Origin of the sequence: Bradyrhizobium sp. B025 (genome assembly GCF_042257955.1) — a bacterium.
Classification (GTDB): Bacteria; Pseudomonadota; Alphaproteobacteria; order Rhizobiales; family Xanthobacteraceae; genus Bradyrhizobium; species Bradyrhizobium diazoefficiens.
On sequence record NZ_CP170150.1, the window covers coordinates 1,735,615 to 1,755,941 of the forward strand.

Genomic DNA, 20,327 nt, shown 5'->3' on the forward strand with positions numbered 1-20,327 from the left:
CCGTTCCAGATCGAGGATCCTCATCACCCGGTTCAGCTCAGCCCGCGCGTTTCGGTACCGGTGTGTTGAGCAGCTGCTGCTCCCACAGGAACGCGATGCCGCTCCCGCCGGCATGCTGCAGGATCACCTCCGTCAGCTTGACGGCTTGATCGGCCCTGGCCCAGTCGCGCTGCCATTCGGCCGCCACTGCCAGCCAAGTCATCATGTTGGCGCCAGCCGTAATCATGCGCTGGATGGCGACCTCGTGGGCCTCGACCGAAACGGCGCCGGACGCATCTGTGACCACAGTGACGTCCCAGCCTTCGCCGAGGGCCTGGATCGTCGGCATCGCGACGCATATCTCGGTCCACAGACCGGCGATGATCAGCTGCTTGCGGCCCGTGGCCTTGACCGCGTCCACCACCTTCTTATCCTGCCAGGTGTTGATGAACGTCCGGTCGATCACCTCCTGTCCGGGGAACACTTCGGTGATCTGGGGGAAGAGCAGGCCACCCCGCTCGGCAATCACGCTCGTCAGGATCGTGGGGACACCGAAGGCCTTTGCCGCCTTCGCGAGAGCTGCCGTGTTGTTGATCACCATCTGCGGTTCGTGGCTGTTCACGTTCGCAAGCTGGTAGGGCTGGTGGTCGATCAGGACGAGCACTGAGTCTTCGGGACGAAGAAGCGAAGCAAGGCCGTTACGAAGTTTCATCATGACATCCTTTGTTGCCGTTCAATGCGGCATCGGTTTTAGGGAGATGCTCGCCAAAGGCGGGCCACCTGCAGGGCTTATTGCCGTTCCCGCGTTCGATGCGGTAGTACCGTTTTGAGGCAAGCTGTGTCGCGAAATGAGGAACGCCAAAGTGGACATCGAGGAGCTGCGGACATTCGTAGAAGTTGCTGATGCTGGCGGAGTTTCGCCTGCTGCGCTCCGGCTCGGCGTCTCCAAGTCAATCGTCAGCCGACGGCTCTTGCGGCTTGAATCGGAACTTGGTGTCCAGCTTCTTGCACGAACCACCCGCGGCGCCGCTCTAACGGAAGCTGGGGTGACGTTCCGAGACTATGCTGCCAGAGTCTGCACCGAGATCGACGTAGCCAAAGAGACGATCCTGCCTGCCGGCGAGCTTCGTGGACGCTTGCGAGTTGCTGTGCCGCTGTCCTTCGGCTCGAGCTACTTCGCCCCCATGATGGCGGAAATGGCGCGACGACACCCTCAGCTCCAAATCCACACCTGCTACAGTGACCAATTCGTCGATCTCATCGCAGGAGGTTATGACTGCGCGATTCGGATTGGCTATCTTCAAGACTCCAATTTGATCGCCAAGCGCGTCGGACCGATCTACGGCAAGTTCGTTGCGAGTCCTGGCTACGTCAAAGAGCACGGGTCGCCTGAGACACCCGAGGAACTCGTCGCCCATCAAGCGCTCATGCAGGGCACCGAAACTTGGCAGCTCATGGACGGCGACAAGATCATCACGGTTCGTCCACAGGGTCGCTTCAAGGCTGACAACGGCACTGCTCTGGCGGCCGCCGCAACAGCAGGGCTCGGGATTGCCTACCTCCCCGATTTCCTCACCAATGAATTGCTGGCATCGGGTGCGCTTGTTTCCGTCATGACCCGTCATCCACCACCTCCGGCGGGTGCCTATGTCATCCGCCCGCCAGGCCAGCATCCCGCGCGGAAGATCCGGGTCCTCACGGAATTGCTGGTCGAGCATTGCAATCCGGTCTCGGGATAACGATCAGCTTCGCCTTCACGGCAAAACGACCCGCGGACCTCACGCAGAGCAGCCCAGCTCGGAACGCGATCTCTCGATATCCCGCCAAAGCCCTGCAGGCCATCGTAGCCCTTCTACCCGCGGCGAGAATGCCGTAGGAAATGGCAGCGACGAGGATTGGACATGGCAAAGCAGACCGAGAAGAAGCCGCCTGCACTCAAAGGCGTATCGGCAGCCGAACGGGCGTTAGCGGTATTGACGGCATTTCGCCGGGGCGACGGCGCCTTGAGCCTGGCTGAGTTGGCCGAGCGGACCGGTCTGGTGAAGAGTACCATCCTGCGGCTAGCTCTATCGCTGCAACGTTACCGGCTGCTCGCGCGCCTGCCGGACGGCTCTTATCGGCTCGATGCGGAGACCTTGCGTCTCGGGACAGCCTATCAGCAGGCGTTTCGTCTGTCCGATCATGTCATGCCCGTGCTTGAGCAGCTCGCGGCGAAAACCGGCGAGACGACGTCCTTCTATGTGCGAAACGGCGAGGAGAGGCTGTGTCTTTTCAGGGTGGAGACCACCAATCGGATCCGGATGACCGTGCAGCCGGGCGACACCCGTCCCATGGACAAGTCCGCCATTGCCCAAACGCTCCGCCGCTACGAGTCCGGGCCGCCTCGACCGGATGACGAATTGCCGCTGTTCACCTCCGGCATCACGGATCCTCATGCGGCCGCTCTCGCCATGCCCGTCTTCGGCATCGGCGACTCCCTGGTCGGGGCGCTCGCCATCTCCGGGCCGGTCAGTCGGCTGACGGCGGCGCGCGCAGAGCAAATCAAGGGCGCGCTGGTCGAGGCTGCAAACAGGCTCACTGTGGCGTGCGGGGGAACTCCGCCATCCGGAGCCGGAAAGAGCACCCGCAAACGGGCGGCCAGCGTGTCTGCGTAAAACGCAACGTCGTTTCATTTTTCTTGCCCGGTCAGTCGACGCGACTTATAAGGCTCGCCATAACAAAGTATGGGGAGGACGAACGTCGTGGCTTCAGCTTCGCTCACGCGGAGGACGGTCTTGGCCGGACTCACTGCATCCGCGCTTCCCCGGTTTGCGACGGCGCAGGAGGTGCGCTGGTCGAGCGGCTCGGAGAAGCCGCGCTTCGTTCCGCCGCCGGGCGCGACCGATTGCCATTTCCACACCTATGACAAGAGCTATCCGGTCATGAAGGGCGCGACGCTGCTGCCCGAGGACGCCTTGCCCGAAGACTATCGCGCGCTGCAGCGCCGGATCGGCACAACGCGGGGCGTCATCATCCAGCCCTCCACTTACGGTACGGACAACCGGCTGCAGATTGCGTCACGACAGGCGCTCGGGCCGGAGAACTTTCGCGTGGTCGCCGTTGTGCCCGAGGACATATCGGATACCGATCTGCGACGGCTCGATGAGCAGGGTGTCCGCGGTGTCCGCTTCAATCTCGGTTTTCCGGGAGCGTTGACGGTGGACTCTCTCAAGTCGCTCGCCCCGAGACTGGCCAATCGCGGTTGGCACTGCCAGATCAACATGCGTCCCAAGCAGATTGAGGACAATGCGGACCTTCTGGCGTCTTTGCCCGGAGGCCTCGTCCTTGACCATTTGGCCCAGATACCGCAGCCGGCTGGCCTGGAGAGCGCGCCTTACAAGATCATCCGCGGCTTGCTCGACCGCGGCAAGACCTGGGTGAAGCTGTCGGGTCCCTATGTGTCGAGCAAGCAGGGTGCGCCGGACTACGCTGACGCAGGAGCCGTCGCGGCGGCCTATGTCAAGGCGGCGCCCGAGCGAATGGTCTGGGGCAGCGACTGGCCGCACCCTTCCGAGAAGGAGCGCAAGCCTGACGATGCGCATCTGCTCGATCTTTTCGCCATATGGGCGGGAGGCGAGGCCGTGTTCAAGCGCATCCTCGTCGACAACCCTGCCGAACTCTACGGTTTTCCCAAGGTCGTGCCATGACGTTCTTCACCCCACCGCGTCGGATCGAAACCAGCATCTTCACACGGCTTCCGGACCAGTTCCGCAAGCCACGCCGCACCGCCTGGGCGGACGCCAATCAGGGCGGACGTGAGATCGACTCCTTCCTTGAAGGGCCATCCTTCGATCGGCAGGGCCGACTGTATGTCACCGATATTCCGTATGGACGCATCTTCCGTGTCAGTCCGGAAGGCGAGTGGGAGCTCGTGACCGAGTATGACGGGTGGCCGAACGGGCTGAAGATTCACCGCGACGGCCGCATGTTCATCACCGACTACAAGCGCGGGATCATGCTGCTGGACCCGGCCAGCGGCAGCGTAACGCCATTTCTGGAGACGGCGGCAAGCGAGAGCTTCAAGGGCGTGAACGATCTCATCTTCGCGCCGTCGGGTAATCTTTACTTCACCGATCAGGGCCAGACCGGGATGCACGATCCCACGGGCCGGGTCTGGAAGCTCGCGCCCGATGGCCGGCTCACCTGCCTGATCAACACGATCCCGAGTCCGAACGGCATCGTCGTCGACCACGAGGAGAGCTTCCTGCTGGTGGCCGTGACACGGGCCAACCAGGTCTGGCGCGTGCCACTGCCGGCCAGCGGCCTGACGACGAAGGTCGGCATATTCTCGCACCTGCACGGCGGTCCCGGCGGCCCCGACGGCTTGGCGCTGGACAGCGGCGGCAACCTGCTGGTCTGCCACACCGGCTTCGGCTCCGTGTGGCGGCTGTCCCCCCTGGCCGAGCCGCTTGACCGCATCGTTTCCTGCGCGGGCGTGGGCACGACTAATCTTGCGTTCGGCGGACCGGAACGAAAGAGCCTTTTCATTACCGAGAGCCGCACGGGAACACTGCTCCGCGCCGAACTCGAAACGCCGGGCATGCCGCTGTTCTCGCACACCGACTAGGGCAGCGCCCGGCTCGCGATCAGTTCGGTATGCATCGGAGCAGGTGGCCGCATATCGCAAACGCGCGGCAGCCAGTCTCTCTCCAGGCCTCCCTGACATCGTAACCGGCGGCCAGCACTCCACTTTTCCAGGGGAGCGCCTCCGATCGGGCGACGCAAGCGCTTCGCTGTAGTTTCTATAAAATGAAACGGCGTTTCATTATAAATTGCAACGTCGTTCTATTTTTGCTATGGCGCGTCATGGCCGGGAAACAACGGCCGGTCTCGGAGGGAACAATGGCAAGTGTCTCTGCCGCGTCGGTCGGCGCCGGCTTCACACCCGAGCAGGAGAAAATCCTCTCGAAGTTGCTGTGGCGGATCGTGCCGTTCCTGCTGCTCTGCTACATCGTCGCTTATCTCGATCGGGTGAACGTCGGCATCGCCAGTCTGACGATGAACCGCGATCTCGGCATCTCTCCGTATGAATTCGGCTGGAGCGCGGGGCTGTTCTTCTTCGGCTATTTCCTCGCAGAAGTGCCGAGCAACCTTGCCTTGCAGGCGATCGGCGCCCGTAAGTGGATCGCGCGCATCCTGATCACCTGGGGCCTGATCTCGGCCGCAACGGCATTCGTGGTCGGTCCCGTCAGCTTCGGCGTCATGCGCTTCCTGCTCGGCCTCGGCGAAGCCGGCTTCACGCCGGGCGTATTCCTCTATTTCACATACTGGTTTCCGGCGCGCGTCCGGGGCACGGCGACTGCGGCGTTCCTGCTCGGCATTCCGATCGCGAACATCGTGGGCGCCCCGATCTCGAGTTCGCTGCTGACGCTCGACGGCTTGGGCGGCTTGCATGGTTGGCAGTGGCTTCTGATCCTGGAAGGCCTGCCGGCCACGCTGCTTGGCTTCGTGTGCTTCTTCACGCTCACCGACAAGCCCGAGCAGGCCAAGTGGCTGAGCCCCGAGGAGCGGAGCTGGCTCGCGGAGGTGCTGGCGGCGGAGCGTCAGGCCATCGCCGCCAGGCACTCATCGCGGCTCAGGGACGCCTTCGTCAATTGGCGGGTCCTTGTCTGCGCCGCCGTCAACTTCTGCGCCATCATCGGCTCCGTCGGGCTTGGCCTGTGGATGCCGCAAATCATCAAGGGCCTCGGCTTCAGTGTCGTTGCCGTCGGCTTTATCGCGGCAATTCCCTACATCTGCGGCGCCGTCACGATGATGCTGTGGGCTCGCCTGTCGGACAGGGGCGGGGAACGAAGCTGGTTCGTGGCATCCGCGCTGCTCGTGGGCGCAGCGTCACTGATTGTCTGCGGCTATGCAACATCGTCCGCGCTGATCTCGATCGTCGCGCTCTGCGGCGCCGTAATCGGGATCATGTGTTACCAGTCCACTTTCTGGCCGATCCCGTCGAGCTTCCTCACCGGCAGCGCTGCCGCCGGCGGCCTCGCGATGATCGTCTCAATCGGCAATCTCGGCGGCTTCGTTGGTCCCTATCTCATCGGCATGATCCGGCAGTCGACCGACAGCTTCTCATGGGCCCTGATCTCGGTGGCCGCATTTCTCACCTTGGCCGCCATCCTGATCCGCGTGGTTGGTGCCAGTCTCCAGCGACCGGGCGGGGCGACTGACCGCCATACCGGCCCGATCGCAAGCCTCTCGAAAGGAATCTGAAGATGAGCGAAAAGCAGCAATTCCGCCTCGGTCTGGTCGGCTATGGCGAGATCGGCAGCACGCTGGGAAAAGGGCTGCGCGAGGCCGGACTGCAGCAGATCTTCTGCTACGACAAGTACGCCTTCGACGGACCATACGCCGATTTGATCCAGAGCCGCGCCAAGGCGGCAGGCGTCACGCTGGTCAAGTCCAACAAGGAATTGGCCGATGCCGCGGAGCTGATCTTCAGCGTCACGCCGGGCTCCGCGTCGCTCGAGAGCGCGGATGCGTTTGCACCCGTGCTCGATGGCCGCCACACCTTCCTCGACTTCGCCTCCGCCACTCCGAAGGTGAAGTACGGCGTGGCCGAGCGGCTTGCCAGGACGGGCGCCACGCTCGGTGACGGCTCCATCATGGGGACGCCCAAGCACGGCTATTCGATGCACATGATGTCGAGTGGTCCCGCCGGGCAGCGCGTCGTCGATCTGCTCGTGCCCTGGGGCATGAGCATCGCATTCGCAGGCGAGAAGCTCGGCACGGCTTCGGGCATCAAGATCCTTCGCTCCGTCCTGATCAAGGGCATCGAGGCGCTGATCGACGAGACGCTGTTGGCGGCCCGGTCCTACGGTCTGGACGAAACCGTACTGGCCTCGGCGTCGAAGACGCTCACGCGTCCGTTCATGGACACCGTCGAGAGCCTGACGCCCTCCGGCGTCATCCATGCCAAGCGGCGCACCGAAGAGGTCGAGATGGCCGCCGAGGCGGTCGAGGATGCCGGAATCGAGCCGCTGATGGCGCGCGCCACGGCGGCGCGGCTCCGCTGGAAGGACAGCCTGGGTCTGAAGGAGCATTTCAAGGGCGTCGTTCCCGAAAACTACAAGATCGCCATCGACGCGATCGTGGCCAGGACGCAGGCCGGGGCGAAGGCGGCCGAATAAGGCCAAGCCCGCCGGGAAGACAACAGGGAGAGAAACGTGACGGCCGCCCGAACGGAAATCGACCAGATCGAAAAGGTGACGATGCGCAGGGTTATCCTGCGCCTCGTGCCGTTCCTGATGATCTGCTACTTCTTCGCGTTGCTCGACCGCGTCAACGTCGGCTTCGCAGCGCTACAGATGAACAAGGATCTGGGGCTGACGCCGGCGATGTTCGGCTTCGCCGCCAGCCTGTTCTTCGTCTCCTACTTCCTCGTCGAGGTGCCCAGTAACCTCGCTCTGCAAAAGGTCGGCGCCCGGCGCTGGATCGCGCGCATCATGATTACCTGGGGATTGGTGACCGCGTGCATGGCGTTCGTCGTCGGGCCGTACTCGCTCTATGCGATGCGCTTCATTCTCGGTGCGGCCGAGGCCGGCTTCTTTCCCGGCGCCATCCTCTATCTGACCTATTGGCTGCCGTCGCAGTATCGGGCGCGCATCCTGGCGACGTTCACGGTTTCGATTCCGCTCGCCACGTTCCTGGGCTCGCCGCTTTCGGTCGGCCTGCTTGAACTCGACGGCGCGCTCGGTCTGCGCGGCTGGCAGTGGCTGTTCATTCTGGAAGGGCTGCCGACGGTTCTGCTGGGTCTTGCGTGCCTGTTCGTCCTGACCGACAAGCCCGCGCAGGCCTCCTGGCTGACCGTGGAACAGCGGGAATGGCTGACCCGGCGCATGGAGGCGGAGGCCGCCGCGCGCAAGCCGGTCGGGCATCTCACGCTCTGGCAGCTCGCCACCAACAAGCATTTTCTTGTCATGGCCCTGGTCTGCTCCGGCGCCTCCGCCACGGGCAGCGTGCTGTCGGTCTGGCAACCGCAGTTGCTGAAGTCGTTCGGCCTCTCCAACCTGCAGACCGGCTTTGTCAATGCGATCCCGTACGGCATCGCGACCGTGCTCATGGTGCTGTGGGGCCGCCATTCGGACAGGACGGGCGAGCGCCGCTGGCACACGGCGATCCCGCTCTTGTTCGCAGCAGGTGGTTTTGCGGCACTGGGCATGACCGGGACTGCGGTTGCGCCGACCATCGTCATGGTGACGTTCTGCCTGGTCGGCGCATATGCCTTCAAGGGACCGTTCTGGGCACTTTCGGCAAGCTGGCTTTCGGCGAGCACGCTCGCGGCGGGGCTCGCCGGGATCAACGCGATTTCCAACCTGATCGGCGGCGGCCTGATGGTGAACGTCGTCGGAGTCGTCAAGGAGCGGACAGGCAGCTTCGTGCTCGGGATGTTGCCGCTTGCGCTGCTGTGTGCCGTGGCCGCAGCCTGCGTCCTCGTGCTTGGACGCAACGTCGCGCGCGCGGCGGAAATGGCGGCGGTGAAGCCATGAGCGCACGCATCAGAGGACCGCAGCGCGCCATCACGCGACGCGGCGTTGTCATGGGCATGCTGGCTTGCAGCACAGGCGCCTTGGCTGCGGGCGCGATGGCTGCCGGGGTGGAGCAGGCGGTGCCCAACAGCACCGGGTCGGCGGCTCCACGCCTGGATGCGCCGGCGGGCGCGTGTGACTGTCATCATCACATCTATGACGGGCGTTTTCCCGTCTCGCCGCATTGGCGCCAGGGCTTTCCGCCGGGCGCAACGGTCGCCGACTATCGGCTGCTGCAGCGGCGGCTCGGCACCACGAGCAGCGTGGTGGTCCAGCCGTCGACATATGGGATCGACAACCGGTGTCTTGTGGACGCGCTGGGCCAGCTGGGTGCCTCGTCGCGAGGGGTTGCCGTCGTTGACACGGATGTCAAGGATGCGGAGCTGCGGGCGCTTGCCGATGCCGGCGTTCGTGCCATCCGCGTCAATTTCGTTTCTCCGCAGACCTGGGGCACGACGACGCCGCAGATGCTGACCACGCTCGCAGCGCGGGTGAATCCGCTCGGCTGGCACGTGCAGATCCTGATGACGGGCGATCAGATCGCCACCCATGAGAGCGTGATCCGGTCGCTTCCCACCAGGGTGGTCATCGACCACCTCGGCCGTATCCCTCAGCCGGAGGGCGTCAAGCATCCGGCATTCGCCGCGATACGCCGCATGCTGGATGGCGGCCGCACCTGGGTGAAGGTGACCGAGCCCTATGAGGACAGTAAGCTCGGGCCGCCCTATGCCGACTCCGGCGAGGTTGCGCGTGCCTGCGTGCACGCAGCGCCGGAGCGCATCCTGTGGGGCACGGACTGGCCGCATCCCACCCAGCGCGGGACCAAGCCGGATGACGCCCAGCTGCTCGATCTCCTCGCGGACTGGGCGCCGGACGAACCTACGCGCCGGCGCATCCTGGTCGAAAATCCCGCCGAGCTGTTCGGCTTCTAGCCACCAGGCGACAGGCGTCTCAGTCGATGCCTTCGCACTTCAGCTCGCGCAATTGCCGGTTCACCCAGGAGGCATCGTGCGTGCCGGCCTCGATGTTGGCGATCTGCTTCTGCTCGGCCTCGAACTTCGCCGTTGCGGCCTTGAACACCGCGCCCGTCTGGTCGAACGGCACGCAGAGCAGGCCGTCGTCGTCGCCAATGATGAGGTCACCCGGCTCGATCACCATCCCGTCGATCGCGATCGGCACATTGATCTCTCCAGGCCCGTTCTTGTAGGGGCCGCGGTGCGTGACTCCGGCCGCGAAAACCGGGAGCTTCTGGCCCCGAATATGACCCGCGTCGCGGATCGCGCCGTTGATGACCACGCCGGCCACGCCTCGCCTGGCCATTTGCATCAGCATCATCTCGCCGATGATAGCGTTGGTCAGATCGCCGCCGGCATCGACCACGATGATGTCGCCGGGCTCGGCGAGCGCGATCGCCTTGTGCACCATCAGATTGTCACCGGGAGGTGCCTTCACCGTCAGTGCGGGGCCCGCGAGCCCGCCACCCTGGTGCATGGGACGAAGCCGGGCGCCGGCTGCCGTCAGACGGGACATGCTGTCGCTCACATTCGCGACGGGCAGGCGGGCAAAGCCTGCGACGACGTCTTCGCCGACCTTTCGTTTCCGCGGCAAGACTCGAAATCCGGCAGACATCGGTGTTCCTCCACTCGAAGGCGACTATATTTTAGAACGACGTTTCATTATCAGAAAGACGGGCGTTGACGCAAGGCGATCCACCTCGCGTCGGAGTTCCTCCTATGCTCGCGGTCGAACATGGCGCGGGACGCCTCTGCGGCGCCGCGGCAGGTTGCCGACACAGCGGCAGCGAAACGAAAGTCCGATAATCGGTTGACGTACTGGTGGGCAGCTAGCGGCTCTTACCTTGGTATTGGAGAGGTCATCAGCTCAACATCACCGCACGCCCGTGCCCTTGCAGCGCTGGCACTTCACCACCTTGTCGCCCTTCTTGAGCAAACCTTTGCCTTCACAGTTTTTGCATTTCTGCTTCTTCTTGATGTTCGGGCCTTTTTCACTGGTCATGAAATTCTCCTGCCGCGAGAGAGCGGTCTTGTCCGGGTGCTCAGCGGAACAGCCGAGCGTCGCCGGGTCAACCCCGCACGGTCATCTATGCCGGCTTCGGCACCACCAGCACCGGAATGCTTCCGTCCACCAGGACCTCGGATGTCTGGCTGCCCAAAAACAGCTTTCTGAGGCCGCGTCGTCCATGAGAGGCCATGACGATCAGATCGCAGCCCCTGGACTTCGCCGTTTCAATGATCGCAGTCGCCGGGTGCGCATTCGGAACGTGCAAAAATTCTGCAGGCGCACCGATCTGCTCCGACATGGCGCGGGCGTCATCAAGCACTTTGCCCGCACGGGCCTTGCAGGCCGCGTTAAAGCTGTCAATCTCGTCCCGCGTCGGAATCCATCCCGAGTCGTGTCCGCCCCCATAGTCAACCGGCATCGCTTCCGTCACGGTGATGATTGTCAACCTGGCGTTCAAGGCCTTCGCCAAGGCAATGCCATGCTCAACGCCTTTTCTCGCGACGTCCGATCCATCTGTGCTCAAGAGAATGTTGGCGTACATTCAGTGGCTCCCTTGCTCGTAGAACAAAGTGATGCCCGGCTAATATGGTCCGATACGCGCCGCGGGTCCATTGCCGCGGTGACAACCAGCACGGGTCGTGCGTTAGATTCATGAGCCTTCGAACCCGCGAAGCGGCGGGAGCCCACGGTTTGCCTCTTGTTCTCCGCGCCGCTGCGCCACGCGTAGCCCGCAGGGTTCAGATACCCGCCTTCGCCCTTTGGGCTTCGGCGCGGCAGCCTCACTCGCTTCGCCTTGGATGTGTGGCGCTGGCTCGCCGAGCCGAAGCTCGCGAAGCGAGCGAAGGCTGGTGGGCCCGGCAGGACTCGAACCTGCAACCAGACCGTTATGAGCGGCGGGATATGGTGCAGCTTCGTTGATCTTGCTGTGCCGTTGTTCGGGTTGGATCGCGTTCGTTGCATTTTGGCGCGGTCGTTTCTGGTGCGAAACTGGTGCGGTGCGCGTGGTGGTTGGTGGGAACGGCGATTGCGTCGATCTCCGTAAGCGAGCAGCAAGACCTGCGTCGCGGTACGGAGCGCTGTCGACCTCGCCTTGCGGACAAGGGAAAGCGACCCCGCATCAACCATCTGCAACGCCGGCTCACGGCCGTCCTTGTGGCAGAGGTGGTTAGCTACCTGTCGGCGCAGCCCCAGATCACGCGTCCCGCCTCAATTCAATGTCGGCGCCACTGCTCGCCATTTTTTGTGATGCGACAGGTAGGCTTGGGTGCTAAATTGTTCTTCAGGCGTCTATTTGGAAGTCTCGGCAAGCGGTACTCACAGTCCGGCTCGAGGCGGTGCGATGCCCAAGATCCTGCTGGTCGAAGACAACGAGATGAACCGCGATATGCTCTCGCGACGCCTCGTGCGCGGTGGGTACGAGGTCATCATTGCCGAGGACGGAGCGCGCGGCGTCGCGATCGCGACGAGCGACAGGCCAGATCTCATTTTGATGGACATGAGCCTGCCGGTGATCGACGGTTGGGAGGCGACGCGCCAGATCAAGGCGACGCCCGAACTGCGCAAGATCCCTATCATCGCGCTCACGGCGCACGCCATGGCGACCGACCGGGACAAGGCCCTCAAGGCCGGCTGTGACGACTACGACACAAAACCGATCGAGCTGCAGAGGCTGTTGGGCAAGATCGAGACGCTGCTCGCAGCTACGGGACAATGGAGGAGCTAGAAATTCAGGACAGATGACGAGCTAGCTACACGGCTTCAGGAGGTTGTCGTCGCCATATTGCGGCCGGCGTAAGAACACACAAAATGGCCGCTCGCCGCGCTCCAGATGGGATGGACTCTGGCCAGGCGGTGGGTGCAGTCCTGCGAATTCATCGCCGGCACCGGCGATCAGCTACCCTGCTCAGGCGGACGTCCTGACCGGGGCAGAGGCCCGATCGGGGCGGAGAGTTTGTCTTTGTGATGGAGACGACTCATGAAAACAGCGCAGTACGAGTGGTCCAAAAGTGACGGGTGGCGGCCGAATTTGCCAACTGGCGAAGTCGGACGTCAGAGTGTCGTGTTCGTTTTCGGTGCTAGGTCGTTGGTGCAGGCAGGCAGCCTCGTGGGCGAGTTGCGCGACCACTTCAAAGGGGCCGCCATGCTTGGTTGCTCGACTTCCGGCGAGATTCTCGGCGACGTGGTCGTCGACGACTCTGTGAGTGCCACCCTTGTCGACTTCGAACATACGCGACTGCGGTTCGCCTCCGCTACGATTGGTGACGCAAAGGCAAGCTACAACGTCGGCAAGGAGCTCGCGCAGCAGTTGAACGACGCCTCGTTGCGCCACGTGTTCGTGCTTTCGGACGGCTTGCACGTCAACGGCTCCGACCTGGCGCGCGGTCTCGCGAGCGGCGTCTCGGAAGGCGTGTCGATCACTGGCGGCCTTTCCGGAGATGGAACCAACTTCGCCGAGACTTGGGTCATTGCCGACGGTGGCGCTGGCCCTCAGCGCGTGGCGGCGGTCGGTCTGTATGGCGACGATTTGCGCATTGGCTACGGATCGATGGGCGGCTGGCAGGCATTTGGGCCCCTGCGCACCATCACACGGGCCGAAGGCAACATCCTCTATGAGCTGGATGAGCGTTCGGCGCTCGATCTCTATAAATCGTACCTGGGCCCCCACGCCGACCAGTTGCCAAGCTCTGCCTTGCTTTTTCCCATCCTGGTTACCGAGGCAAAGGGCGGCCAGGGTGTCGTCCGAACCGTCCTGTCTGTGGACGAGCAGAAAAAGTCAATGACGTTCGCGGGCGACATCCCACAGGGCGGAACGGCGCAGTTGATGAAGACCAATGTCGACGATCTGGTCGACGGCGCGACCGCTGCCGCCAACGCCAGTCTCAGCGGGCTCGGCGGCAGGCGACCGGACCTTGCAATTCTGGTGAGCTGCGTCGGTCGTAAGCTCGTGATGAAGCAGCGCACCGAGGAAGAAATCGAAGCAATTCGAAATGTCTTCGGGGCGGATGCGAAGATTTCCGGGTTCTACTCGTACGGCGAGCTTTGCCCCTTCATGCATGGCGGCGACTGCCGCCTTCACAATCAAACCATGACAATTACAACTTTCGCCGAGGACTGAACGGTCACAGGGCACAGATGCACAGGCTGCTACGACGCCAGCTCAGAAAGCACCTCGGTCTGGAGGGCGAAGTACCGGCTGCGTTGCAGTCTTTCGTGGCGGCCGTCGATTCCGCATACACCGATTTCGATAGCGATCGGGCGATGGTCGAGCGCTCGCAAGAGCTGAGCTCGAAGGAGCTGTCGGAGGCACGCGACAAGGCAACAGAGGCGCAGCGCCGGCTGGTCGACGCGATCGAGAGCATCTCCGAGGGTTTCTCGCTCTACGATGCCGACGACAAGCTGGTTATATACAATCGGCGGTACCGGGACATGCACGGCACCGCCAGCATCAATGTCGTGAATCAGGGCGTATCGTTCGAGACAATCCTCCGCAACGCGACCGCGAGCGGCGAGATCCGCGACGCGGAGGGGCGCGTCGAAGCCTGGATCGAGCAACGCCTCGCTCAGCATCGCGATCCCAAGGGCACGCATGTGCAACGCCGCTCCGACGGGCGCTGGATCCAGATCAACGAGCGCAAAACCGACGACGGCGGCACCGTGGCGACCTACACCGACATCACCGACGTGAAGAAGGCGGAGCAGGCGATCCAAGAGAGCGAACAGCGGCTGCGCGTCATCGCCGAGGCCGCGCCTATGGCGGTGGCGATCGTAACCTTTGATGACGGGATCATCCGGTATGCCAATCGGCGCTTCAGCGAGATGTTCGAGCTCGAAGGTTCGTCTGCCCTGGGCCTGCAAGCGAAAACCCTCTACGCAGACCCGCAACATCGCGAGCGCTTCATCGGCGCGCTCACCGAGCACGGCCATGTGGAGGGCATGGAGATGCTGCTCAAGCGGGTTGGAGGCGAGGAGTTCTGGGCGCTCATAGCTTCTCAGCGCGTCGAGTTCGAAGGGCGCCCGGCGATGATCAACGGCCTCGCCGACATCAGCGACCGCAAGCGCATGGAAGGCGAGCTGCACAAGGCGATCTGGGCGAGCGAGCAGGCGACACGCGCGAAGTCGGACTTCGTAGCCAACATGAGTCATGAACTGCGCACACCCTTGAACGCGATCATCGGTTACAGCGAGATCCTGTTCGAGGACGCCCAGAGCGCCGGCCGCGAATCGGAGATGGCGGACCTGCGCAAGATTCAGGATGCCGGCAAGCATCTGCTCGGCCTGATCGACAACATCCTCGATCTTTCCAAGATCGAGGCTGGCAAGATGACGCTCTATCTCGAGACCTTCGAGCTCCGCCCCATGATCGATAGCGTCGCGGCGACCGTCACCCCGCTGGCCAAGAAGACCGGCAACGCTCTGGTGGCGAACTGTGCTGACGAGATCGGCACGATCCACAGCGATCTGACCAAGGTGCGGCAGACCCTGTTCAACCTTCTCAGCAATGCCTGCAAGTTCACGCGAAACGGGACGATAACGCTGACCGCGCTGCGTGACACGAATGCGGCTGGCGAATGGATCGAGTTCCAGGTGCGCGATACCGGCATCGGCATGACGCCGGATCAGCAGGCCAAGGTGTTCGAGGCCTTTACTCAGGCGGACGACTCGACGACCCGCGTCTATGGTGGTACGGGGCTGGGCCTCGCCATCACCAAGAGCTTCTGCCGGCTGATGGGTGGCGACGTGACGCTGACGAGCGAAGCCGGCAAGGGGACGGCGTTTGTAGTTCGTCTGCCGGCGGTAACACGCGCTGCATCGGACACTACAGTCTCGGCGGCAGACAAGCGTTCCGAGGGTCCGCAGGCTGCCGAGCCCGAGCATGCGCCGATCGTTCTCGTGGTCGACGATGATCCCAATGCGCGTGAGCTGCTGCGCCGACACCTGCAGCGCGGCGGTTACGCCGTTCGCCTGGCTGCCAATGGCGAGGAGGCGATGCAACTCGCCCGCACGCTGCACCCCGATGTCGTCACGCTCGACGCTCTGATGCCGCAGATGGATGGCTGGGCCGTGCTCAGCGCCATGAAAGAAGATGCGGTACTCGCGGAAATTCCTGTGATCATGGTCACGATCGTCGACAACCAGGGCATTGGCTTCTCGCTCGGTGCCGCCGATTACCTGGTCAAGCCGATTGATCGCGACAGACTGGTCAGCGCGGTGGAAAAGTGCTGCCCAAGGGGCGCGCTGCGACACGTGCTGATAGTCGAGGATGACGCGTCGGCCAGCGAGCTGATGGGGCGCGCCTTGCGGCAGATCGATTGCATGGTGACGCAAGCAGAGAATGGTCGGATTGGTCTTGAGCGTTTGAATGAGGCTTCACCCGATGCAATTCTGCTCGATCTGATGATGCCGGAGATGGACGGGTTCGAGTTCATCGCACGGGTGCGAGCCGAGTCCCGCTGGCGGAGCATCCCGGTCATCGTCGTCACCGCAAAGACGCTGACCGTTGAGGATCGCTCGCGCCTCAACGGCCAGGTACAGCATTTGGTGCACAAGGGCGAATACAGCGGCAAGGCCGTGCTGGCGGCGCTTGACGAGCTGGTACCCCTGCACGCCCGGCGCGCGCGCGCGGATCGGCCATGAGTATCATTGACACCGACAGCGCGCGCGCTTGGCGCATTCAGCTTGCCCATCTTCGCCAGGAACTGCAGTCCCCGGTCAACGCCTTGCTCGGCTACGCAGAGATCCTGCACGAAGAGGCGTCCCGGAACGGGCGCTTGGACATCCTCCCCGATATGAACCGTATCCTCGGCGCAGCCCGGGATCTCGCCGGCAAGGTCGACCGGCTGATGGACGGCGATCGCGCCAAGAGCCCGCCCGGCTCAGCGGCCACCACGCAAGAACAGGATCTTCGTCACGAGCTGCGCACGCCGCTCAACGCGATCAAGGGCTATGGTGAGATGCTGCGCGAGGATGCAGCCAGTTTCTCAAGCGACTCCCTGAGGGCGGATTTCGATCGCCTGCTGGCTGCGGCCACCGACCTGTTGCTGCGCCTCGATCGCATCGTGCGATTCTCGGTTGATGTCGAGGAGACGAGCTTGGCTCCCGATCAGACCGGCGCGGTCATGGTTAGCGACCTGATGCGCAGCCTCGGGCCGGTCCGGCAGTATGCTGCCACCGAAACCGGTTCTATTCTCGTCGTGGACGATATCGAGGCCAATCGCGACCTCCTGTCGCGCCGACTGACCCGCGACGGCCATCGCGTCTCTTCGGTGGCCGGCGGCCAGCAGGCGCTGCAGGCGCTTGCCAACGATGAGTTCGACCTCGTCCTGCTCGATTTGATGATGCCCGATATCAACGGGCTTGATGTGCTGGTGCGCATGAAGGCGGATGAGCGGCTGCGCCGCATTCCGGTGATCATGATCACGGCCTTGGCGGAGACCGAGAGCGCCGTCCGCTGCATCGAGGCCGGGGCCGAGGACTATCTGCCGAAGCCGTTTGATCCGATCCTGCTGCGCGCGCGGATCAATGCTTGCTTGCACAAGAAGCGCTGGCGCGACCGCGAGCAGAAGTATCTTCGCCGCATCGAGGAGGAGACCGCCAAGTTTGAGCGGCTGCTGCTGACAATCCTGCCAAGACAGGTGATTGGCCGTCTGAACCACGGCGAAGCCATGATTGCCGACCGCTTCGAGGGTGTGAGCGTTCTGTTCGCCGATCTGGTGGGCTTCACCGAGCATTCGTCACGGGTCACGCCTGCAGCGATGGTCGAGTACTTGAACCGGTTGTTCTCGGAATTCGACGCGCTTGCCCGTGAGCTCGGTGTCGAGAAGATCAAGACCATCGGCGACGCCTACATGGCCGTCGCCGGTTTGCCCGATCCGAACCCCGATGCGATCGCAGCGATCGCGAAAATGGCACTTGGCATGATCGATCGACTGGGACGCGTCAACAGCCATTTCGGCTGGCCGTTGCAAATCCGGATCGGCATACATTCGGGCCCCGTGGTTGCCGGCATCATCGGCGCACACCGCTTCATCTACGACGTGTGGGGCGATACCGTAAATGTCGCCAGCCGGCTCGAGGCCTACTCTCTGCCCAATCGAATCCATGTGTCCCGGGATATCGCCCGCCACCTCGTCGGTCGCTTCGCGCTGGAGCCGCGCGGCAGCATTGACGTGAAGGGCAAGGGCAAATTGGAGACTTTTTTCTTGAGCCGGATTTAGGTTCGGCGTGGCTGCGCCACGCGTAGTCCGACGAAGGGCGAAGCGTGGTGGGCCCGGCAGGACTCGAACCTGCAACCAGACCGTTATGAGCGGCCGGCTCTAACCATTGAGCTACAGGCCCCGCCGCGAGACGGCCGCGGGACTACGCGGCCGGCAACGGTGCGCGGTTCGTTTACAAGGCTGGAGGCGAGGGTGCAATGCCGGCCCCGGTCGATGGAAACGCCGGCGCAGCAATGCCTGCGAGTTCTAAAATACCGAAATTGGCGATGATGCCCTTATAATCCTGTTTTGCCCGACGGGTCAAACCAGCCCCGCCTAGGCTCGTTTTCCTGGATTTTGTAACCCCTTGTGATCGCTTGATCTTTCTACTGTGCATGGGGTTGTTTTCGATGTTTCGATGGGAGGGGCCTTCCTGGGGCCCCTCCAATGTCTTGCCGGCGAGCTGCAAGCTCGCCGCAGATCGTTGTCTAATCCACCGAAACCCCGGCGAACTCCACCACCTTGCGCCACTTCTCGGTCTCGTCCGCGACCAGCTTGCCGAACTCGGCCGGCGTCATCGGCTTGGGGATGCCGCCGGTCTCCGCGAGGCGGGCCACCAGCTTGGGGTCCTTCAGTGCCTCGCCGACGGCCTTGTTGAGGATCTCGACCACGTCGGGCGGCGTGCCCTTCGGCGCGGAGATGCCGTAGAAGCCGACCGATTCGAATCCCGGCACGGTCTCGGCGATCGCGGGCACGTCGGGCACGATTGGCCAACGCTGCGGCGAGGTCACGCCGAGCGCGCGGACATTGCCGCCCTTCGCCTGCTCCAGCGCGGACGGCAGATTGTCGAAGATCAGCTGCACCTTGTTGGAGATGATGTCGGGGAAGGCGATGGCTGAGCCGCGATAGGGCACGTGCACCATGTCGCACTTGGTCATCACCTTGAACAGCTCGGCCGACATGTGCACCGAGGTGCCGTTGCCGGACGAGGCAAAGGAGATCTTGCCGGGATTGGCCTTGCAGTAGTCGATGAACTCCTGAACCGTCTTCACCGGCATCGCGTTGGAGACCACCAGCATGTTGGTGAGCTGCATGATGCTGGCGACCGGCACGGTGTCGCGCAGGAAGTCGTAAGGCAGCTTCTTGTAGAGCGAGGTCGAGATCGCGTTGTTGGGCGCGACGAACAGCAGCGTGTAGCCGTCGGGGGCTGCGTTGATCGCGGCGGCGGCGGCGATGTTGCCGCCGGAGCCGGCGCGGTTCTCGACGATGAATTGCTGGCCGAGATGGTCCGACAGCCACTGCGCCATGATCCGCGCCACGATGTCGACCGGGCCGCCGGCGGCGAAGCCGATCATCCAGTGCACGGGGCGGTCGGGATATGCGGCGGAGGCGGGAGGTGCGGCGCTGAAAAGACTTAAGAGAAAAACCAGCCCGAAAACATAGTTACGCAAAATTCGCAACATGACGCCTCCCGTTGCATTATTGTCGTTGGGCTGCATGCTTTCACAAAATCGGGCCGCTGCCTACATCGTCGCAAGTCGGTGTTGACGCAGGTCCGCCGGGAACGACCATGAGATTCGCGATCATCCTTCTCGCCGCGGCGCTGCTCTTAAGCCCCGCTGCTGCTCAAACCGGAGGCACGGCCATTCCGACCACGACACTCAGCCTCGGCACCGCAACGCCCGGCGGCGGCTTCCCGCTCTACGGCAACGCCTTCGCGGAGGTGATGAACGCGGCCGATCCGCAAATCACCATCGCACCCCGCAACACCAAGGGCAGCAACGAGAACATTCCGCTGTTGGAGAAGGGCGAGCTCGATCTCGCCTTGGTCGCGGGCGAGCCGGCCTACGAGGCCTTCGCCGGCATCGGCCGCGCGCCAGTTCGGCTGAAGATCCTCACCGCGATCTATTCCAACCCCGGCATGTTCGTGGTGCGCGCGGACAGTCCGTACAGGACCATCCGCGATCTCGTCGGCCAGCCCGTTGCGTTCGGCGCCAAGGGCTCGGGCCTGCCGATCCTGGCGCGCTACGTGCTCGATGGCCTCGGGTTGAGGCAGGACGAGGACTTCAAGGCCGTCTATCTCGACCGCGCCGGCGACGGCCCCGCGATGGTCGAGGACGGCCGCGTCGCAGCGCTCTGGGGCGCCGGCATCGGCTGGCCCGGCTTTGCCGCGGTGGCATCGAGCGCATCAGGCGCGCGCTTCATCGCGCCCAGCGCGGAAGAGGTCACGCGCATCCGCGCCAGGCATTCGTTCCTGAAGCCGATGATCGTGCCGGCCGGCAGCTACCCGAAGCAGGCCGAGCCGATCGCCTCGCTCGGTTCGTGGAGTTTTGTCCTCACGCGCGAGGATCTGCCCGACGATGTCGCCTACCGGCTGGCGAAGACGCTGCATGGCGTGGAGGCGACGTTCTGCAAGAAGCTCGCACAGGCCTGCGAGACGACCGCGGCGAACACCGTCGCGGCCGCGCCGAAGCCGGAGCTGATTCATCCGGGCGTGATGAAGTACTTCCGTGAGATCGGCGTGGTGAAATGACGGTCGCTCCCTAAGCGGCCGTCATTCCGGGGCGCGCAA

The 20,327-nt window shown here is 63.5% G+C and carries 18 protein-coding genes and 1 tRNA gene; 13 read left to right on the top strand and 6 right to left on the bottom strand.

The features are described 5' to 3' along the window. Positions 1-37: 37 nt before the first annotated feature. Positions 38-691 carry a hydrolase gene (locus ACE10W_RS08050; protein ID WP_028174245.1) on the bottom strand — a complete coding sequence of 218 codons (654 nt, stop codon included), beginning with the start codon at positions 689-691 and terminating at the stop codon, positions 38-40. Between the two features lie 151 nt (positions 692-842). Between ACE10W_RS08050 and ACE10W_RS08055 the strand changes: the two genes are divergently transcribed. From ACE10W_RS08055 to ACE10W_RS08090, 8 genes are all read left to right on the top strand, one after another. Then, the gene (locus tag ACE10W_RS08055; protein ID WP_304550966.1) at positions 843-1,718 is read left to right on the top strand and encodes a LysR family transcriptional regulator; all 876 of its coding nucleotides are present in this window, start codon (positions 843-845) and stop codon (positions 1,716-1,718) included. Positions 1,719-1,880: 162 nt separating this feature from the next. After that, complete coding sequence (locus ACE10W_RS08060) at positions 1,881-2,633, top strand: IclR family transcriptional regulator (RefSeq protein WP_304550967.1); 753 nt, start codon at positions 1,881-1,883, stop codon at positions 2,631-2,633. A gap of 120 nt (positions 2,634-2,753) precedes the next feature. Next, positions 2,754-3,665, top strand: coding sequence for an amidohydrolase (locus ACE10W_RS08065; RefSeq protein WP_369525315.1), 912 nt, complete (start codon positions 2,754-2,756; stop codon positions 3,663-3,665). Continuing rightward, on the top strand, positions 3,662-4,585 hold the full coding sequence (locus ACE10W_RS08070) for an SMP-30/gluconolactonase/LRE family protein (protein WP_304550969.1): 924 nt from the start codon (positions 3,662-3,664) through the stop codon (positions 4,583-4,585). Before ACE10W_RS08065 ends, ACE10W_RS08070 begins: the two co-directional genes overlap by 4 nt. 275 nt (positions 4,586-4,860) lie before the next feature. Next, positions 4,861-6,225: an MFS transporter gene (locus ACE10W_RS08075; RefSeq protein ID WP_304550971.1), complete on the top strand. Its 1,365-nt coding sequence runs from the start codon at positions 4,861-4,863 to the stop codon at positions 6,223-6,225. A gap of 2 nt (positions 6,226-6,227) precedes the next feature. Then, positions 6,228-7,142, top strand: coding sequence for an NAD(P)-dependent oxidoreductase (locus tag ACE10W_RS08080; protein WP_304550973.1), 915 nt, complete (start codon positions 6,228-6,230; stop codon positions 7,140-7,142). A 36-nt stretch (positions 7,143-7,178) separates the two neighbouring features. Beyond that, on the top strand, positions 7,179-8,501 hold the full coding sequence (locus ACE10W_RS08085) for an MFS transporter (protein ID WP_304550975.1): 1,323 nt from the start codon (positions 7,179-7,181) through the stop codon (positions 8,499-8,501). Then, a complete protein-coding gene (locus ACE10W_RS08090; protein ID WP_304550977.1) occupies positions 8,498-9,472 on the top strand; it encodes an amidohydrolase family protein in 975 nt (324 codons plus the stop codon). Before ACE10W_RS08085 ends, ACE10W_RS08090 begins: the two co-directional genes overlap by 4 nt. A 19-nt stretch (positions 9,473-9,491) precedes the next feature. On the opposite strand, the gene ACE10W_RS08095 is transcribed toward ACE10W_RS08090, so the two are convergent. From ACE10W_RS08095 to ACE10W_RS08105, 3 genes are all read right to left on the bottom strand, one after another. After that, entirely contained in the window at positions 9,492-10,169 is a 678-nt protein-coding gene (locus ACE10W_RS08095; RefSeq protein ID WP_304550979.1) for an RraA family protein, read from the bottom strand. A gap of 258 nt (positions 10,170-10,427) precedes the next feature. Next, positions 10,428-10,556: a hypothetical protein gene (locus ACE10W_RS08100; RefSeq protein WP_007600646.1), complete on the bottom strand. Its 129-nt coding sequence runs from the start codon at positions 10,554-10,556 to the stop codon at positions 10,428-10,430. 85 nt (positions 10,557-10,641) lie between these two features. After that, positions 10,642-11,103, bottom strand: coding sequence for a universal stress protein (locus tag ACE10W_RS08105; RefSeq protein ID WP_304550984.1), 462 nt, complete (start codon positions 11,101-11,103; stop codon positions 10,642-10,644). Between the two features lie 798 nt (positions 11,104-11,901). On the opposite strand from ACE10W_RS08105, the gene ACE10W_RS08110 reads away from it, so the two are divergent. The 4 genes from ACE10W_RS08110 to ACE10W_RS08125 all read left to right on the top strand — a co-directional run bounded on the left by ACE10W_RS08110 (position 11,902) and on the right by ACE10W_RS08125 (position 17,776). After that, a complete protein-coding gene (locus ACE10W_RS08110) occupies positions 11,902-12,285 on the top strand; it encodes a response regulator (protein WP_011085073.1) in 384 nt (127 codons plus the stop codon). A gap of 252 nt (positions 12,286-12,537) precedes the next feature. Continuing rightward, a complete protein-coding gene (locus ACE10W_RS08115; protein WP_271555347.1) occupies positions 12,538-13,677 on the top strand; it encodes an FIST signal transduction protein in 1,140 nt (379 codons plus the stop codon). A gap of 95 nt (positions 13,678-13,772) precedes the next feature. Then, positions 13,773-16,196 carry a response regulator gene (locus ACE10W_RS08120; protein ID WP_304551008.1) on the top strand — a complete coding sequence of 808 codons (2,424 nt, stop codon included), beginning with the start codon at positions 13,773-13,775 and terminating at the stop codon, positions 16,194-16,196. Then, complete coding sequence (locus ACE10W_RS08125) at positions 16,193-17,776, top strand: adenylate/guanylate cyclase domain-containing protein (protein WP_011085076.1); 1,584 nt, start codon at positions 16,193-16,195, stop codon at positions 17,774-17,776. The genes ACE10W_RS08120 and ACE10W_RS08125 overlap by 4 nt, the downstream gene beginning before the upstream one ends. Positions 17,777-17,821: 45 nt before the next feature. Here ACE10W_RS08125 and ACE10W_RS08130 read toward each other — a convergent pair. Both ACE10W_RS08130 and ACE10W_RS08135 read right to left on the bottom strand, forming a co-directional pair. Continuing rightward, positions 17,822-17,897 (bottom strand) — tRNA-Ile (locus ACE10W_RS08130). Between the two features lie 346 nt (positions 17,898-18,243). Next, positions 18,244-19,218 (bottom strand): tripartite tricarboxylate transporter substrate binding protein, encoded by a 975-nt coding sequence (locus ACE10W_RS08135; RefSeq protein WP_028174256.1) that lies wholly within the window; start codon positions 19,216-19,218, stop codon positions 18,244-18,246. 107 nt (positions 19,219-19,325) lie between these two features. Here ACE10W_RS08135 and ACE10W_RS08140 point away from each other — a divergent pair, with 107 nt between their 5' ends. Continuing rightward, entirely contained in the window at positions 19,326-20,288 is a 963-nt protein-coding gene (locus tag ACE10W_RS08140; RefSeq protein ID WP_161536184.1) for a TAXI family TRAP transporter solute-binding subunit, read from the top strand. Positions 20,289-20,327 lie beyond the last annotated feature (39 nt).

Bases quoted from the DNA above. Each gene is read 5' to 3' on its own strand.
- ACE10W_RS08050 (WP_028174245.1), bottom strand. From the start codon at position 691: ATGAAACTTCGTAACGGCCTTGCTTCGCTTCTTCGTCCCGAAGACTCA.
- ACE10W_RS08060 (WP_304550967.1), top strand. From the start codon at position 1,881: ATGGCAAAGCAGACCGAGAAGAAGCCGCCTGCACTCAAAGGCGTATCG.
- ACE10W_RS08070 (WP_304550969.1), top strand. From the start codon at position 3,662: ATGACGTTCTTCACCCCACCGCGTCGGATCGAAACCAGCATCTTCACA.
- ACE10W_RS08075 (WP_304550971.1), top strand. From the start codon at position 4,861: ATGGCAAGTGTCTCTGCCGCGTCGGTCGGCGCCGGCTTCACACCCGAG.
- ACE10W_RS08080 (WP_304550973.1), top strand. From the start codon at position 6,228: ATGAGCGAAAAGCAGCAATTCCGCCTCGGTCTGGTCGGCTATGGCGAG.
- ACE10W_RS08090 (WP_304550977.1), top strand. From the start codon at position 8,498: ATGAGCGCACGCATCAGAGGACCGCAGCGCGCCATCACGCGACGCGGC.
- ACE10W_RS08095 (WP_304550979.1), bottom strand. From the start codon at position 10,169: ATGTCTGCCGGATTTCGAGTCTTGCCGCGGAAACGAAAGGTCGGCGAA.
- ACE10W_RS08100 (WP_007600646.1), bottom strand. From the start codon at position 10,556: ATGACCAGTGAAAAAGGCCCGAACATCAAGAAGAAGCAGAAATGCAAA.
- ACE10W_RS08105 (WP_304550984.1), bottom strand. From the start codon at position 11,103: ATGTACGCCAACATTCTCTTGAGCACAGATGGATCGGACGTCGCGAGA.
- ACE10W_RS08110 (WP_011085073.1), top strand. From the start codon at position 11,902: ATGCCCAAGATCCTGCTGGTCGAAGACAACGAGATGAACCGCGATATG.
- ACE10W_RS08115 (WP_271555347.1), top strand. From the start codon at position 12,538: ATGAAAACAGCGCAGTACGAGTGGTCCAAAAGTGACGGGTGGCGGCCG.
- ACE10W_RS08125 (WP_011085076.1), top strand. From the start codon at position 16,193: ATGAGTATCATTGACACCGACAGCGCGCGCGCTTGGCGCATTCAGCTT.
- ACE10W_RS08135 (WP_028174256.1), bottom strand. From the start codon at position 19,218: ATGTTGCGAATTTTGCGTAACTATGTTTTCGGGCTGGTTTTTCTCTTA.
- ACE10W_RS08140 (WP_161536184.1), top strand. From the start codon at position 19,326: ATGAGATTCGCGATCATCCTTCTCGCCGCGGCGCTGCTCTTAAGCCCC.